Consider the following 14,890-nt stretch of genomic DNA (forward strand, 5'->3'; position numbering starts at 1 on the left):
TGCTCACCTGGAAAAAGCGTAGCAGCAGGATCGCTGAAGTGGCCGTTGGCTTCGGATTTCTGTGGCTATGCTTGACTGACCGTCGCAGTGGAAGTCATCCATGCTTATCAGTGTTGTCCTGCTCAAACGCTCGCCCCAGCTGCTGATTCTGGTTGTACTCGGCTTAAGCGGTTGCGTGCGCCTGGGACCGGATTTCCAGGCGCCGGGCGAGGCGTGGAGCAAGCAGTGGAGCAGCCCATCCATTGAGCAGGCCAGCCATCGCGAGCTGAATCCGGACATCCGGCAGTGGTGGCACGTCTTCAACGATCCGCTGCTCGATCAACTGATAGCTGATGCTGACGCATACAATTCGGATCTTAAAATCGCCGGGCTGCGGGTGATGGAAGCCAGGGCGCGACTGGGGATTGCTGAAAGCGGGCGTTATCCGCAGCTGCAGCAAGCCAGTGCCGACAGCCTCTACTTCAACCGCCGCCAATCCGGCGGCAGCAATCCGCAGGACAGCCACTTCTGGCAGCACAGTGTGGGCTTCGACGTGGGCTGGGAGTTGGACTTCTGGGGGCGCTTCAGCCGAGCCATCGAGTCGTCCGACGCCAGCTATTTCGCCGCGCAGGCCAACTATGAGGACGTGCTGGTGCTGTTGCGCGCGCAAGTGGCGGACACCTATTTTTCGTTGCGCACTACCGAGGCGCGCCTGCGGGTAGCCAGGGAAAACGCCCGGCAGCAGCAGCGCAATTTCGAGATCACCGAGAAGCTGTTCAAAAGCGGCCAGAGTGCCGAACTGGACTTGCAGCAGGCCCGCACCCAGTACTTGGGCACCCTCAGCACTATCCCCAATCTGGAAGACCAGTTGCAGCGCACCCGCAATGCCTTGGGCGTGCTGGTCGGTCAACCTCCCGGCGGCATGCCGCAGTTGGCCGAGAGCCATGGGTTGATCCCGCTGGTGGACCGTGCGGTGCTGCAGGATGTGCCAGCCTACCTGCTGCTGCGACGCCCCGACGTGCGCGCCGCCGAACTGAATGTCGCAGCGCAGTCAGCGCTGATCGGCGTGGCCGAGAGCGATTTCTACCCCTCGCTGACCTTGCTCGGGAGCATCGTCTGGTCGGCTGACTCGCTGGATGGCACCCCGCGCAGCCTGGACCTGATCGGAGGGCCGAGCCTGCGCTGGAATCTGTTCGACCATGGCCAGATCAGCAACAACGTGCGGGTGCAGGATGCACGGTTGCAGCAGCTGATCGAAGCCTATCGCGACAAGGTTCGCCAGGCGGCACGGGAAGCCGATGATGCCGCTGGCGGGCTGATCAGATCCCTCGAGCGCGAGCGGATCCTGGGTGAGGCGGAGGTGGCCGCCAAGCGCTCGCTGGTGCTGGCCAGCGCGCAGTATCGTGAAGGTTATTCGGACTTTCAGCGGGTGCTGGACGCGCAACGGGCGCTGCTGGAGCAACAGGACAATTACCTGGTGGCGCGCAGCAATGCCGTGAGCAATGTTATTGCGCTGTACAAGGCCTTGGGCGGTGGCTGGTACAGCGCCCAACCGATCGTCGATCCCGCCACGCGCCAGCTGATGGAAAAGCGCACCGACTGGGGCGATCTGCTGGACGAGGCCGGTGCTGTACCCCCCGTGGCTAACGAGGTAAAGACCCATGACTGATACCGTCCCGACCTCGACCTCGACCTCAACCGAGCCGCTAGAGACCGCGCCTGCACCCGCGGCTGATCCCAGCCGCAAAGGCATCAAGTGGGTGCTGCTGTTGATTGTCCTGAGCCTGGTCTGGTACCTGCTGGCGGATCGGTTCACGCCCTATACCCAGCAGGCGCGGGTGGGCGCCTTTGTGATTCCGGTTGCGGCGGAGGTGGCGGGGCGGGTGACTCGGGTCAATGTGCGCAACAACCAGGACGTGAAGGCGGGCGATGTGCTGTTCGAGGTCGATCCGCAGCCTTACCAGATTGCGGTTGATCGGGCGCGGGCCGACCTGGAGTCGACTCGTCGACAGATCGGCGCTGGCACCGCCGGGATTGCCGCCGCCCAGGCCAATCTGCGCGCGGCCCAGGCCAACGAACTCAAGGCGCGTCAGGACAATCAGCGCCTGGAAGGCTTGTACCGGGACGATCCGGGGACCATCTCCGTGCGCCTGCTGGAAGTCTCCCGGGCCAATCGCGAGCAGGCCCTCAGCCAGGTCGCCGCCGCCCGCGCCGAAGTGCAGCGCGCCCGGGAACAGGAGGGCGGTAGCGAGGCGGAGAACGCAACGCTACGTAGTGCTGCCACCGCTTTATCGAAAGCCGAACTGGACCTGGCCAACACCCAGGTGCGCGCCCGATCCCCCGGATTGATCACGGACCTGCGCACTGACGCCGGACAGTTTGCCGCAGCCGGAGGGCCGGTGATGACCCTGATCGCGATTCACGATGTGTGGGTCAGTGCCGATATGACCGAGAACAATCTGGGCCTGGTCCAGCTCGATACGCCGGTGGCCATCGTCCTGGATGCACTGCCCGGCGAAGTGTTGGAGGGGCGCGTGCGCAGCGTGGGTTACGGGGTCAGCGTCGGTCAGGCGCCGGCACCCGGGACCTTGCCCAGTGTGCAAAACAGCCGCGACTGGTTGCGTCCGGCGCAACGCTTTCCGGTGATCATCGAGTTCTCTGCCGAAGCCAAGCAGCAGCTGCGCGACAGTCGCGGGATTCGGGCCGGTGGGCAGGCTGAGGTCATGGCATTTCCCCGTGAAGGCAATCTGCTGAACCCGCTCGGCCGCGTGTTCCTGGGGTTCATGAGCTGGCTGTCGTATGTCTACTGAGTCGACGATCCGGGCGCGGCGCGCATTGCGCCTGGCCTCGGGCACCGCGCTGTGCCTGGCGGCAAGTTTTGGCCTGGGTTTGCCGATCCCTTTCGTGGCACCCGTGCTGGCGGTGTTGCTGCTGGCGACACTGAATCGGCCGCTGCCGTTCAAAGCGGCGCTGGTGTTGGCCCTGGCTGCTTTGCTGACCACCGGCAGCGGGCTGCTGTTGATTCCGGTCCTGCGTTATTACCCCGTCAGCGGCGTGCTGTTGATTGGCCTCAGTCTGTTCCTGGTGTTCCGCTTCGGCTTGCGTGGTGGCAATAACCTGATCGTCACGTTCCTGGTGATCGGCCTGACGATGATTTCATCGGCCGGGGTGGCTGACTTCGGTCTGGCGGCGATGGTGATCGGGGCGCTGGTCAAGGGGTTGCTGCTGGCAGTACTCGCGGTGGCGTGCAGCCATTGGCTGTTTCCCGAACCCGCGGATGCGCCACCCGCGCCGAGCGTCCCGGGCTTGCCACCGGAGGAGACTGCACGAGTGGCGCTACGAGCCACGCTGATCGTCATGCCTGCGTTCCTGCTGGCATTGATCGACCCGGCGAGTTATCTGCCGATCATCCTCAAGGCGGTCGGCCTCGGCCAGCAGAGCTCAACCACCAGCGCGCGCAGCGCCGGTCGTGAACTGGTCGGCTCCACCTTATTGGGTGGCCTGCTGGCCATCCTGTTCTGGTGTGCGCTGAGCCTGTTTGTGCACCTGTGGATGTTCTTCCTGTGGACACTGCTGTTCGGCCTGCTGCTGGCGCGCAAACTCTACCGCCTGACCCCGACCCGCCTGAGTCCGGGCTTCTGGCTCAACAGCCTGATCACCATGATCATCCTGTTGGGCCAGTCAGTGCAGGACAGCGCCGCGGGCAAGGACGTCTACACGGCGTTTGCCATCCGCATGGGATTGTTCATCGCAGTCACGCTGTATGCATGCCTGATGGTCAACCTGCTGGAGCCGCGCCGCGCAACATCTATCGCCGCCAACCCCAACCCCAAGCCCAAGCCCAAGCCCAACCCCAACCCCAACCCCAACCCCCTGTAGGAGCTGTCGAGTGAAACGAGGCTGCGATCTTTTGATCGCCGGCGCCGAACCCGTCACTCTCATGTTGTCCCAATCCCCTGTAGGAGTGAGCCTGCTCGCGATCGCGATCTACCAGCCGACATCGATGTTGGCTGGCCTGCCGCAATCGCGAGCAGGCTCACTCCTACAGAACAGGCGTACGCGGCGGGATCAGGCGCTTAGAACCTGTGGATTCAAACGCCGAAGCCAGGCGCAGCAACGCCGAATCATCATACGCTCGCCCAGCAAATGTCAGCCCGACCGGCATGCCGATGTCCGGCATCACACCCATCGGAACGGTGACCGTCGGCACGCCCAAGTGGCGGATGGCAAGGTTGCCGTTAGCCACCCACACGCCATTGCTCCAGGCGATATCCGCAGAGCGCGGATCAAAATCAGCGTTCGCCGGTGCCACATCGGCGACTGTCGGAAACAGCACCGCATCCAGCCCCAGGCGATCCATCCAGTCTTCCAGATCGATGCGCCGTGTCTGCTCCAGCCCGCGCAGGCCGTCAGGCACCGTGCTGATCTGGTCCCACGGCGTAATGCCGCGCTCGGCCATGCGCACGTACTCGTCCATGCCCGCCACCAGGTCACCCTCGCGGTTGGGCAGGGTGCCCGGGTCGTGCGGGAAAATCAGCGCGCCGTCGACGTCGACCAGTCGGTTCAGTTTAGGATCGCCGTTGGCCTGCAGGAAATCATCGAACGCCCAGGCCGTCAGGTCCCAGAGTTCATGGTGCAGAAACTCCTTCGACACCAGCCCACGGGTGAACACCGTCGGCGCACCAGGACGATCCCCCTCGCAATTGGAAACCAGCGGGAAATCCACCTCGATCACTTCAGCGCCCGCAGCTTCCAGTGCCTGGCGCGCCTGCTGCCACAGCCCGATCACCGAATCGCGAGTGATGATCCGCTGCCCGGTCGGCCCACCGATGCCCGGCGCTTCCGCTGTGCCGGCCTCGGGGTCGGCATTGATATACATGCGCGGCACACCCAGGCGTTTGCCAGCCAGCGCTTCTGCGTTCGCAGCCAATGCTGGATAACTCGCCGGACGAACCGAAGCGACACTCGGAATCGGCACCCAGGGCTGCAGGCGCCACAGATCGCCGCGGGTGTCGGGATCTTCCGCGACCACCACGTCGAGTACCTCAAGCAGATCGGCCATGGTCCTGGCGAACGGCACGACCACGTCCATGGTCGGCGTCAGCGGCCAGTTACCGCGCACCGAAATCACCCCACGCGAGGGCGTGTAGGCGCACAAGCCGTTATTCGATGCCGGGCCCCGACCACTCGACCAGGTTTCTTCCGCCAGGCCGAATGCGGCGAAACTGGCGGCAGTCGCAGTACCCGCGCCATTCGACGAACCCGAGGCGAAGGGCGCAGTCAGATAGTCGGCGTTGTACGGACTCTCCGCCCGGCCATAGACCCCACGCTGCATGCCGCCATTGGCCATCGGCGGCATATTGGTTTTGCCCAGGCAGATCGCCCCGGCGCCGCGCAGGCGTTCGATGGTGAACGCATCACGGTAAGCCACCAGGTCGACAAAGGCCGGGCTGCCGGAAGCGGCCGTCAGCCCCTTGACCAGATAACTGTCCTTGGCCGTATAGGGAATGCCATCGAGCGGGCCGAGCACCTGGCCCTTGGCCCGACGCTCGTCAGATGCCTGCGCTTCAGCGAGGGCTTCAGGGTTACGCACCACCACTGCATTGAGCGCGGTAGGCGTGTCCCGACCGTCATAGGCATCGACCCTGGCGAGATACGCCTGGACCAGCTCCACAGCAGTGGTCTGGCCCGACTCGAGCGCTGCCCGCAGTTGGGCAATGGAAACTTCAGTGACTTCGATCATGCGGCTACCCCTGACATTGGCTGGATGATGCGCTGGAGCAGACCAGCGCGCGAAGTCCTGGACTTGAGGGCATCACACTTCTGAATTTGGCTGTTCATATAACTTCTCATTGCACTGCGTTGCGCGACAGGATCGAAGCTTATCGGCCGAGCGCTCGTTTTGCACCTGAGCCCAATCAAAAAAAGCCCTGACCCGCACGTGCAGGTATCGCGCGATCAACCCTCGCGGCCATGCGCCGCTGCCGCCAGTTGCCCGGTATCGACCCGCACAAACACCGAATCGCCCACTGCCGTCAGCACTCCATCGGCATACACCTCGCAGATCACCCGGGTCTTGCGCCCAACGTCGCCTTCAACTCGCGCGCGCAAGCTTAGCGGCACACCCATCGGGGTCGGCTTGATGAATTTGATACCCAGGTTGCCGGTCACGCAGTCGATGCGCGGCAGGCTGCTGGCGTCGCGGTTTTCAGCGCGATAGTGATAGGCCATGGCCGTCCAGTTGGAATGACAGTCGACCAGCATGGCGATCAGCCCGCCATACACCAGATCCGGCCAGCCGCTGTAGCGGGCATCGGGCAGGTGCTCGGCCATGACGTGAATGCCGTCTTCATGCCAGAAGCTCTTGATGTGCAGACCATGGGGATTTTTGCCGCCACAGCCGTAGCAGACGCCTTCTGGCGCGGCGCTGTCTTGCAACAAAATCAAAAGATCGCAGCCTCGTTTCACTCGGCAGCTCCTACAGGGGGAGAAACCAGAGGATGTGCACGATCAACCAAGCGCAGCGCGCCGGCTTGATGCCTTGGTCGGCCCGGAGGCCGCCACGGCCTGGCTTTTGATTGCGGGCGCCCCGTTGACCACGCTGGCCGAGCGCAGGTATTGCGTAGCGGGTAAACCGGCATGGATGCCGGTTTAGCTGCGTTGGGCGATGGATGGCCCGTCGCAGCGGCCCGCGGAGCAATGCCGGAGTGAGGGCACACCGAGCCTGGGCGAGGTGCCGAGTGGTGGGGCAAGAGCGTTTGGTTACTTTGCGCTTTTTCAAAGTGACCCGCCGTCAGGGCGGAACCAATAGTAGCCTTCACCGCAAAAATGGATATGTACACCTGAAAAGCCGCCGTCGCGAGCAAGCTTTGCTCCCACAGGTCACAACTCCCAATTCACAGCTTTAACCCTTAGCCCTCAAATCACAGGTGACAGCCCGCAAATCACAGCCCTTAGCCTACAACCCGCAAGTCACAGCCAATAGCCCCCAAGATAATCGGCCAACCCAGTCAAGCCCGGGCCGCATCCGCAACCACTGGGCGCCCCGGTTTACGCAGCGGATCCAGGCGCGACCCGGTGTACTGCGTCTCGCGGAAAAACCGCCAGCGGCCAAACAATCCGTAGACGTGAGTCACGCGGCCTTGCTCGTGGTAGCCCATGCGAATGTGCAATTTCAACGCTGGAATATTGTGCGTCTCACACACGTCCACCACCTTGTCACAGCCCTGGGCCGCCATCGCCCCCCAAATGGCGATCTGCGCATCTACCGACAGGCTGGTCCCGAAATAGGCGCGGATCATCTCACCGCCGAACTCGAAAAACTCTCCAGGCTTGACTGGAAACCAGCAGCCGTAATAGTGCCGATCGTGATAATCGCGCTTGCTGCCCCAAATAAAAGCCACGGCGTGGTCGTCGGCATCCAGATACATCTGCCCGGTATGACCTTCAGCCGCGAGCTCGGCCATGGTCTCGACGCGATCACCAAAATGCTTGGTGAACGCCTTGGCGTTTTCCGGCGTGATCGCCACCAGCCGCAAACCGGAATAGGGCCGAAGCTTGTGCGGGGCTACCGGTGTGACCAGGTCGCGCTCCATCCACAACAGCTCCCAATGAAAAAACACATAACGTTCCCACAGTGTCTTGAACGTGCGGCCCAGACCCTTCTGTTTAATGCGTGCGCGAAGCTTGTCAATGACGTTCATAAAGCCCTCTTTAGCCGGAGCCAGGATCAAGTGGATGACGTTCAATTTGGGTATAGATCAACCCTTACAAATAATGTCAAAGCGCCAGCTTTGAATATGTTGCAACTTGTGTATCTCATTCCATTGCCGTCGCGCCGCCTGCCAAAACCGCGCTCACGGCAGCGTAGGAAACCCGCGGTACACCTTGCAGCCGCCGCTCTAGCACCTGGGTCAGGGACTCGCCGGGGTGCAGGTAGGCATCGCCGAAATCCGCACCGATCTGGTTCGGATGGGCGACGATTTCCAGCACGCCGTCGGTCGGCATTGCCTCGTTGCGCAGGTCGACTGGGGTGCACACATAATCGGCGGTGGCGCCGGCCAGTTGCTGCAGGCGAGCGTTAAGCAAATTCTTGAACAGGCGCTTGGGCAGGCTGAGGTTTTGCCCCAGGTTGCGTGCCAGGCGCACCGGTACGCCCTGACGGGCCGCAAAGCGCGCGACGATCTCGCCGATCGGCCAGATGTTGTGCACGTGCTGATGGGAATCCAGATGGCTGGGCCGCACGCCGTTGTCCAGGCAGCGCTGCCATTGCGCTTCGAGTTCCTCCAGCACCGCCGCGCGATCCTGGCGGCCGAGCCACAGGCGGTGGCGGGGCAGGTTGAGGTCGAACACCCCGGCGTTATCGCAGAAGTTCGGGCGCGCAAGAATGCCCAGGCTCAACGGCTGGCCGTAAGTGAGATTGAAGTGCAGGCCGATGCGCCCGGTCAGCAGCGGATGCTGGGCCATCACGCACGCGGCTTCGAAGGCGGGCATGTTGGCCATGGCGGTGGCAGAGCTGATCACGCCCGCCTGGAACGCACCGAGGATTACGGCGTTTTCGTTCGGGCTGAGCCCGAAATCATCAGCGTTGACTATGACTTGGCGCGGCATGTTCGCCCTCCAGGGTGACGGTGTTCTTGACCTTGGCCGGCTTGGCCGGTTTAGCTGGTTTGGCAGAAGGCGCATTAGGCGCAGAAGGCTCAAATGGAGCAGAAGCGGCAGCCTTGGCAGCAGCAGCAGCAGCAGCAGCAGCCACAGCAACCACTACCGGCTCCGCCACCGCCGGTTTTGCAGCCTTGGCCGCACGTCGCGCTTTCCATTCCTGCAACCTCGGCTTGAGCGCCTGCCATACCCGCAGGGCCAGCCCCAGGGCAACACCACTGGGACGCCAGGAGTAGAAACTCCAGCGCCAGTGCTCCACCTGCCCGGTCATGCGTTCGTGCAGCTGATGGCTGGAGTTTTCCAGGCTGACGCGCGAGGCATCGATCCAGCGCCAATTGTCTTCCAGGCCCCAGCGAATCCACTCTTCAAGCAACACCCGACCGCTGCCCAGGTCGGCGTATTGCGGCAGGAAGGCCAGGTTGTAATCGTACAACCGCCCCTGTTCGAGCAAACCCAGGCGATAGCTGATGCAACGCCCCTCCAGTTCCAGCACCACCACCCGCACCAGTCCCTGGGCGGCGAGGGCGGTAAAGGCGCGGTCCATCCATCGGCGGTGGCGTTCATCGGCAAAAATCCCCACGCCTTCATCACCTTTCCAGCTCACCGCCTCGACTTCGCTGATGGCCTGCAACAATGGACCCATGGTCGCGGCATCCGGGATGATCCGCCGCACCTCGGCGCCACAGGCAGCGATGCGTTTGCGCGCACGGCGCAGTTTGTAGCGCGGGTCGCCGGAGACTTCCTGGTGATCGGCCTCGCTGATCAGGTGCACCGGCGCCCGGCAGCTCAGGCGCCGTTCACCGGTGGAGCTGTGGGCCATCCATTGCGTCAGGGCAGCACTTTGTGCATCGGCCGCTTCGCCCAGCTCGTTCAATTGCAGCAAGGCATGCGGCAGCTTGCGGCGCACTTCCACCAGGGCCTTGCGCACATCCTCGGCGTCCAGGCAGGCGAGCAGCGCCAGACGGTCGGCCAGGGGGTAACCCAGATGATGGAGCACTTTGAAGGGCAGCCCGCCGAAGCGCTCGACGGACGCCACCAACGGCAGGCACAACTGCAATTCATCGCCTTGCCAGGCAAGCAGCACGTGCACCGCGGAGCCGGCGGTCAACGCCTGTTCCGAGGCGCACATCCAGGCCAGTGTGTTGAACGGAGTGTGGTCCGCCACCCGCAGGCGCAGCGCTTCATAAGCCGCTGCCGGGAAGTCGGGTGCACACAGGGAAGTACGCCATTCAAATCGTGCCGCCATAGGATCAGGTCACCGATGCTGTAACAGGTTCACGGGTCGGCTTGCGCAAGACATCCAGGCGCGAGCCGCTGTAATGGGTTTCCCGATAGAAACGCCGGCCAAACAGGCTGTACACATTCATGATCCGTCCTTGCTCCCGGTAGCCCATGCGGATATGCAGTTTCAGCGCCGGGATATTGTGCGACTCGCAGACGTCCACCACCTTGTTGCAGCCTTGCTCCGCCATGGCTTTCCACAGGTTCAGCTGGAAGTCGACCGATAGCAGGGTGCCCCAGAAGGCACGGATCTGCTCGCCGCCGAATTCGAAGAACTCGCCGGGTTTCACCGCAAACAGGCAGCCGTAATAGTGGCGATCGAGGTAGTCGACTTTGCTGCCCCAGATGAAGGCCACCGCATGGCCGCCTTCGTCCAGGTACATGTGCCCGGTGTGGCCCTCGTTGGCCAGTTCGGCCATGGTGCCCACGCGATCGCCGAAGTGTTTGCTGAAGGCCACGGCATTCTGCGCGGTGATGGTTTCCAGGCGCAGCGGCTTGTAAGGTCGCAGTTTGTGCGGCGGGACCGGGCTGACCAGGTCACGCTCCATCCACAGCAGCTCCTCGTGAAAAAACACATAGTGCTTCCCCACTTTGTTGAAGGTGGCGCGCAGGCCTTTGTGCTTGAGGTTGTTGATCAGTTTCTGAAAAATATTCATGGTTCTGACTCCTGACGGTGTTGACCGTGAGTGGAGTAATGCAAGGCGCGACATGGCGTCGGCGCGACGACCCGCGATGGCGTTCATGAGGCCCTCCAGCTCAGGGCGAACAGGGTTTCCCCTGGCAGCTCGAAACTGATGCGGCCGTCCTGGCATGTGAACGGTGCATCGCGGCTGCGGTTGTCCGCGCCGAAGTAACGCAATGAGCCTTTGTTCAGCGGGCAGGCCGCGCCGGCCAGGCTGACACGCTGCAGGCGCGCGCCCTTGTTCACGCCGAACAGGCTGCGCTGCAGGTCGCTGGACATGGCCAGCACATCAACTTCGAAGGCGTCGTTTTCCAGACGCATCACGTCCTGCAGCCAGTGCTGCTGGATGAACTGCTGGGCAAACCCCACCGGTTTGAGCTCGAAGCGATCGCCGTCGAGCACCCGCAGCATGCCCTTGGGATGCCCCTCTTCATCGGCGGCCTGGAACCAGCCGAGCATGTCGAGCAAGCCATCCTGGGACGCGTTGATCGCCACTGAAGCCCACCAGAGCGAAGCGTAGTGGGTTTCCTGGTCGTAGGGACTCAGGCTGCCGCCGCTGGACATGTTGGTCTGGTCCAGCAACAACGCCTTGCGTGGGCGACCCTGGGCATCCAGCCCGACCAGTTCGGCGGCGCGACGCACGCTGTCGCGATAGACCCGGGTGGCCAGCAGGTCGCGGATCATCCATTCGTGCCAGGCCAGGGCATCGATGCTGTCGCCGGATTCGGCAAGCAGACGTCGGGCCCAGTCGATGCCGCGCTTGTCTCCAGCGTTTTCAATGAACGGCCCGTTGACGAACCGCGAGCTCGCCGGAATGGCAATGCGCACGCCGGCCTTGGCATTGGCCGGGTCGCTGCGCACCTGGCGGGCCATGGTGTTGAAGAGTGTTTGATAGCTCGCGAAGTCGCGGTAGTTGAGATTCGGCTCGTCGGCGAATCCGATGTAGTGCGTGCCTTTGCCGCCGAGGGCGCGAGTGGCCGCCAGCCAGGCGTCGAGCCCGGCGGTACTGGTGCTATCGACGCGCAGGTCGGCCACGCGCTGCCTGCCCGCTAGCAGGGTAATGTCCTGGGTGATACCAAAGCGGTCCTGGTAAAGCTGGCGGAACTTGTCTTCGTAATGCGGCCGGGTCGCCATGATGTCGACCAGGCTGTAATAGGTGCCTGCCTTGACCTTGAGCGCGTCGAGCGCGGCAAAACTCGATGGTGGAGGCAACACGTACGGCATGGCGACGGCCAGATTCGGAGTCTTGCCGATCACTCCCGGGTGCAGGGTCAGGCGGGTCTCGCCGACGTCTTCGCGCAGGGGTTTGAGTTGCTGCGGGTTCTGCGCAAACAGATTGGCGGTGCCATCGAGCCAGAACGCTACTTTGCCGCTGCCGCGCAAGTTCAGGCGCCAGACCTGGTCGGTGGCGGCCATCGGTAATTCAACTTTGTCGAACTGCCAATAGTCCGGGTAGGGCTTGAGCGCCAGGGAGACCCGTTTGCCGTCACTCAGCCGTTGCGCTTGAAAGGCGCCGACGCCGCCGTGGTACTTGCCGCCCAGTACTGCGTGTTCGCCCGCCGCGACCTTGAAATACAACTCAGAATCATCCCGGGGTTCGGCGCTGAAATGCACCTTGGCCGGAGCAAACAGCGCGACCGTGCGTTCGTCGTGCTCGATCGTGTAACGACGGAAGCTGTAGCCCGGAATTTCCAGGCGATAACTGGCGGCGCTCGGCGCCAGCGGCCAGCTTTGACTGCCACTGGTTTCATTCGCCGCAATCTTGCGTTCGGCCGCCAGTTTGCCTTGGCCATCGACCAGGTACAGCTGTTCTTCGTTGGCTTTTGCCTGCCACGCCGGCGCCCAGCTCACGGTCACCGTATCGGCCCGGTCCGGTTGCAGATACAGGCTGCCGTCGCGAATCTCCGCCCAGCGCATGGCCGCCGCTTCGGCGCCAAGGCTCCAACCCAGGCTCAGACTGACCAGCAACAACAGGCGCTTCATGCCGACTTCCGTTGCAGCATCTGCAGCATGGGCGCGAAGTCGCTGGGCAGGATGATCAGGGTTTGCCAGATTGATACCTGGCTCAATCGGCAGTACAGCACCAGCAGCGCCACCGTCACCGCCAGGTACGCGATCGAAGAAGCGGCGGCCGCACCGACGATGCCATAGGCGGGGATCAGCACCAGGTTCAACGCCAGGTTGAGCAGGGCGCTAAGTCCCATCAGCAACGAGATCGTGCCGGGGCGATTCTTGCCCAGCAGGTCCAGGCGCAGGATGCTCGCATAACACAGGCCCAGCAGCCCCGGCAGCAACGCCAGCAGGGCCGGGTAGGCCGGTTGATAGGCCGCGCCGAACAAGGTGACGATCAGCCATTCGCCGATCAGCGCCATCACCAGACACGCACCAATCATTACAGTGGCCGTCAGGCGCAAGGCCAGGGGCGTGAGTTTCTCGATGCCTTTTTCCTGCTGCAGCAGGCGCTTCATCAACGGCGTGGTCACGGCCTCCGGAACGATCAGCAGCAACTCGGCTGCCGCACTGGCCATCGCGTAATGCCCCAGGGCGGTGGTGCCCAGCAGGGCGCCAATGAACAGATAGTCGGAGCGCAGGATCACCTGCTGGAACAGCAGGTCGGGATGACTGCGAGCGCTGTAGCGCAACAGTTCGTTCTGGCTGGCGCGGTCCCACTGCAGGGTCAGTGGTTGTGCGCGCTTGAGCCAGACCCAGCCGGCCAGCACCACCAGACTGATACCGGCCAGCCAGCTGATCAACGCGGCTTCCAGCGCGGCGCTTTTCCACATCCAGAACAGCGCGAGAAACAACAGCAGCGGCACCAGTGACTCGATCAGGCGCAGGACGTTGAACGCCACCACGCCGCCCGACGCGTTGTGCAGTGTCAGCAAACCACTTTTGAGCACGGTCAGCGGCACCGCCAGCAACAGCAACCAGGCGAACATTCCCAGCTGCACGGTGATGTCCAGTTCGCTGCCGAATTCACGGGTCAGCGTGACCACCACCAGCGTGAGCAATCCGGCAAGCAGGCAGCCGAACACCAGCACCTGGCTCAGCAACAGGCCCATGGGTCGATGTTGCGCCGCCTGGAAACCCACGGCGGAATTGAGCCCGCCACTGGTGGCGGCGCTGATCAGGTCGGGCAGGGTACTGAGCAGCGCGAACAGCCCGCGTTCGCTCGGTCCGAGAATTCGCGCCAGCAATACGTTGCGCAACAGGCGCATGGCGATCATTGCCAGCTTGGTGCCCATGCTCAACGCCAAGTGCTTGAGGTAGACCCCGCGACTCATGCGCGAGCCCCGCGGTAGATGCGCCATGACAGCAGCTGCGGATTGCGCGCCACCCGTTGGCTGACGCCAAACCTTGGCAGCGCCAGCGGTTCGCCGTCGCCGCGATAGATCCCGGTGGCAGTGCCCAGGGCGAACGGGAAGTCATGGTCGGCGACCTGCTGGCGGACCCGCGCATCGTTGTCGCCATTGGGGTAGCAGTACACCGGCAACGGTCGGTTGCAACCGTTCTGCAGCGCGTCGCGGCTGCGACGGATTTCTTCCGTCAGGGTGCGATCATCGAGGCCCGTGAGAATCGCATGACTGGCACCGTGCGGGCCGAATCGCACCAGGCCGGAATTCTCCAGCGCGCGCACCTGCTGCCAGTCCAGCGCCTGGGGCAAGGATTCTGCCGGGCACTCATCGGTCAGGCGGCTGAGCTCGCGCGGTGGCAAGGTTTTCAGGCTTTGCAGATAGCGCAGCAGCGCCAGGCTGCGGCGCTGCACGTCGACGTCATCGAGCAGCACCGGCAGTGACCGGCCGGCGTGTTGCAGGCATTCGATCAGGTGCTTGCGCGGTTCCTCGCCATGGCTGCCCCACAGGGTTTCGCCGACGCTTTCCCACCAGAACCGCTGGCGGCTGCCAATGAAATCGCTGGAGAGAAAAATGCTCGCCGGCACCTGGTGCTTGAGCAACAGCGGATAGGCGTGCACGGCGTTGTCGCGCCAGCCGTCGTCGAACGTCAGGGTCACCTTTGGGCGCTGCGAGGGCCTTTGTGTCGGTTGCAGGATGTCCATCAGCGGTACGCAGTCGAAGTGCCGGGTCAGCCAGCCGAGCAAATGGTCAAACGCCTTGGGGCCGATGCACAGTTCATTGCGATGGGGCAGATCGGCCGCACGGTCGTTGGACAGCACCCGATGCAGCATCAGGATCACCCCCGCGCCGTGCAGCTGATTGCGCCCCACTGACGAGTTGAGGTACAGCCAGCCGCTGGTCTGTTTGAACAATTGCTTGATCCCCATGGCGC

At 63.3% G+C, this 14,890-nt stretch carries 12 protein-coding genes; 3 read left to right on the plus strand and 9 right to left on the minus strand.

The genetic code is table 11. The features are described 5' to 3' along the window. The first annotated feature begins 100 nt into the window (after window positions 1-100). The 3 genes from ACYZTK_RS25680 to ACYZTK_RS25690 are packed head-to-tail and all read left to right on the plus strand — an operon-like array spanning window position 101 to window position 3,858. Window positions 101-1,648 carry an efflux transporter outer membrane subunit gene (locus ACYZTK_RS25680; protein WP_462012387.1) on the plus strand — a complete coding sequence of 516 codons (1,548 nt, stop codon included), beginning with the start codon at window positions 101-103 and terminating at the stop codon, window positions 1,646-1,648. Next, window positions 1,641-2,789, plus strand: a complete 1,149-nt coding sequence (locus tag ACYZTK_RS25685; RefSeq protein ID WP_462012388.1) for an HlyD family secretion protein — start codon at window positions 1,641-1,643, stop codon at window positions 2,787-2,789. The genes ACYZTK_RS25680 and ACYZTK_RS25685 overlap by 8 nt, the downstream gene beginning before the upstream one ends. After that, window positions 2,779-3,858, plus strand: a complete 1,080-nt coding sequence (locus ACYZTK_RS25690; protein ID WP_462012389.1) for a DUF2955 domain-containing protein — start codon at window positions 2,779-2,781, stop codon at window positions 3,856-3,858. The genes ACYZTK_RS25685 and ACYZTK_RS25690 overlap by 11 nt, the downstream gene beginning before the upstream one ends. Window positions 3,859-4,021: 163 nt before the next feature. Here the strand turns inward: ACYZTK_RS25690 and ACYZTK_RS25695 are convergent, their stop codons facing one another. The 9 genes from ACYZTK_RS25695 to ACYZTK_RS25735 form a co-directional block, all read right to left on the minus strand. Next, entirely contained in the window at window positions 4,022-5,722 is a 1,701-nt protein-coding gene (locus tag ACYZTK_RS25695; protein WP_462012390.1) for an amidase, read from the minus strand. A gap of 215 nt (window positions 5,723-5,937) precedes the next feature. Then, window positions 5,938-6,426, minus strand: coding sequence for a PaaI family thioesterase (locus ACYZTK_RS25700; RefSeq protein WP_462012391.1), 489 nt, complete (start codon window positions 6,424-6,426; stop codon window positions 5,938-5,940). A gap of 563 nt (window positions 6,427-6,989) precedes the next feature. Beyond that, entirely contained in the window at window positions 6,990-7,682 is a 693-nt protein-coding gene (locus ACYZTK_RS25705; protein WP_462012392.1) for an N-acetyltransferase, read from the minus strand. A gap of 115 nt (window positions 7,683-7,797) precedes the next feature. Next, a complete protein-coding gene (locus tag ACYZTK_RS25710; protein ID WP_462012393.1) occupies window positions 7,798-8,589 on the minus strand; it encodes a ChbG/HpnK family deacetylase in 792 nt (263 codons plus the stop codon). Then, window positions 8,561-9,886 carry a GNAT family N-acetyltransferase gene (locus ACYZTK_RS25715; RefSeq protein ID WP_462012394.1) on the minus strand — a complete coding sequence of 442 codons (1,326 nt, stop codon included), beginning with the start codon at window positions 9,884-9,886 and terminating at the stop codon, window positions 8,561-8,563. The genes ACYZTK_RS25710 and ACYZTK_RS25715 overlap by 29 nt, the downstream gene beginning before the upstream one ends. 4 nt (window positions 9,887-9,890) lie before the next feature. After that, window positions 9,891-10,577 (minus strand): N-acetyltransferase, encoded by a 687-nt coding sequence (locus tag ACYZTK_RS25720; protein ID WP_462012395.1) that lies wholly within the window; start codon window positions 10,575-10,577, stop codon window positions 9,891-9,893. A gap of 83 nt (window positions 10,578-10,660) precedes the next feature. Beyond that, complete coding sequence (locus tag ACYZTK_RS25725; RefSeq protein WP_462012396.1) at window positions 10,661-12,586, minus strand: hypothetical protein; 1,926 nt, start codon at window positions 12,584-12,586, stop codon at window positions 10,661-10,663. Next, the gene (locus ACYZTK_RS25730) at window positions 12,583-13,887 is read right to left on the minus strand and encodes an oligosaccharide flippase family protein (RefSeq protein WP_462014974.1); all 1,305 of its coding nucleotides are present in this window, start codon (window positions 13,885-13,887) and stop codon (window positions 12,583-12,585) included. The genes ACYZTK_RS25725 and ACYZTK_RS25730 overlap by 4 nt, the downstream gene beginning before the upstream one ends. Continuing rightward, window positions 13,884-14,885 (minus strand): polysaccharide deacetylase family protein, encoded by a 1,002-nt coding sequence (locus ACYZTK_RS25735; RefSeq protein ID WP_462012397.1) that lies wholly within the window; start codon window positions 14,883-14,885, stop codon window positions 13,884-13,886. Before ACYZTK_RS25735 ends, ACYZTK_RS25730 begins: the two co-directional genes overlap by 4 nt. Window positions 14,886-14,890: the final 5 nt, after the last annotated feature.

It is taken from the genome of Pseudomonas sp. LB3P31 (assembly GCF_054897945.1).

What these genes read in the sequence shown, in the direction of transcription:
- ACYZTK_RS25705 (WP_462012392.1), bottom strand. Translation starts at nt 7,682, where the DNA reads ATGAACGTCATTGACAAGCTTCGCGCACGCATTAAACAGAAGGGTCTG.
- ACYZTK_RS25685 (WP_462012388.1), top strand. Translation starts at nt 1,641, where the DNA reads ATGACTGATACCGTCCCGACCTCGACCTCGACCTCAACCGAGCCGCTA.
- ACYZTK_RS25695 (WP_462012390.1), bottom strand. Translation starts at nt 5,722, where the DNA reads ATGATCGAAGTCACTGAAGTTTCCATTGCCCAACTGCGGGCAGCGCTC.
- ACYZTK_RS25680 (WP_462012387.1), top strand. Translation starts at nt 101, where the DNA reads ATGCTTATCAGTGTTGTCCTGCTCAAACGCTCGCCCCAGCTGCTGATT.
- ACYZTK_RS25730 (WP_462014974.1), bottom strand. Translation starts at nt 13,887, where the DNA reads ATGAGTCGCGGGGTCTACCTCAAGCACTTGGCGTTGAGCATGGGCACC.
- ACYZTK_RS25710 (WP_462012393.1), bottom strand. Translation starts at nt 8,589, where the DNA reads ATGCCGCGCCAAGTCATAGTCAACGCTGATGATTTCGGGCTCAGCCCG.
- ACYZTK_RS25735 (WP_462012397.1), bottom strand. Translation starts at nt 14,885, where the DNA reads ATGGGGATCAAGCAATTGTTCAAACAGACCAGCGGCTGGCTGTACCTC.
- ACYZTK_RS25690 (WP_462012389.1), top strand. Translation starts at nt 2,779, where the DNA reads ATGTCTACTGAGTCGACGATCCGGGCGCGGCGCGCATTGCGCCTGGCC.
- ACYZTK_RS25720 (WP_462012395.1), bottom strand. Translation starts at nt 10,577, where the DNA reads ATGAATATTTTTCAGAAACTGATCAACAACCTCAAGCACAAAGGCCTG.
- ACYZTK_RS25725 (WP_462012396.1), bottom strand. Translation starts at nt 12,586, where the DNA reads ATGAAGCGCCTGTTGTTGCTGGTCAGTCTGAGCCTGGGTTGGAGCCTT.
- ACYZTK_RS25715 (WP_462012394.1), bottom strand. Translation starts at nt 9,886, where the DNA reads ATGGCGGCACGATTTGAATGGCGTACTTCCCTGTGTGCACCCGACTTC.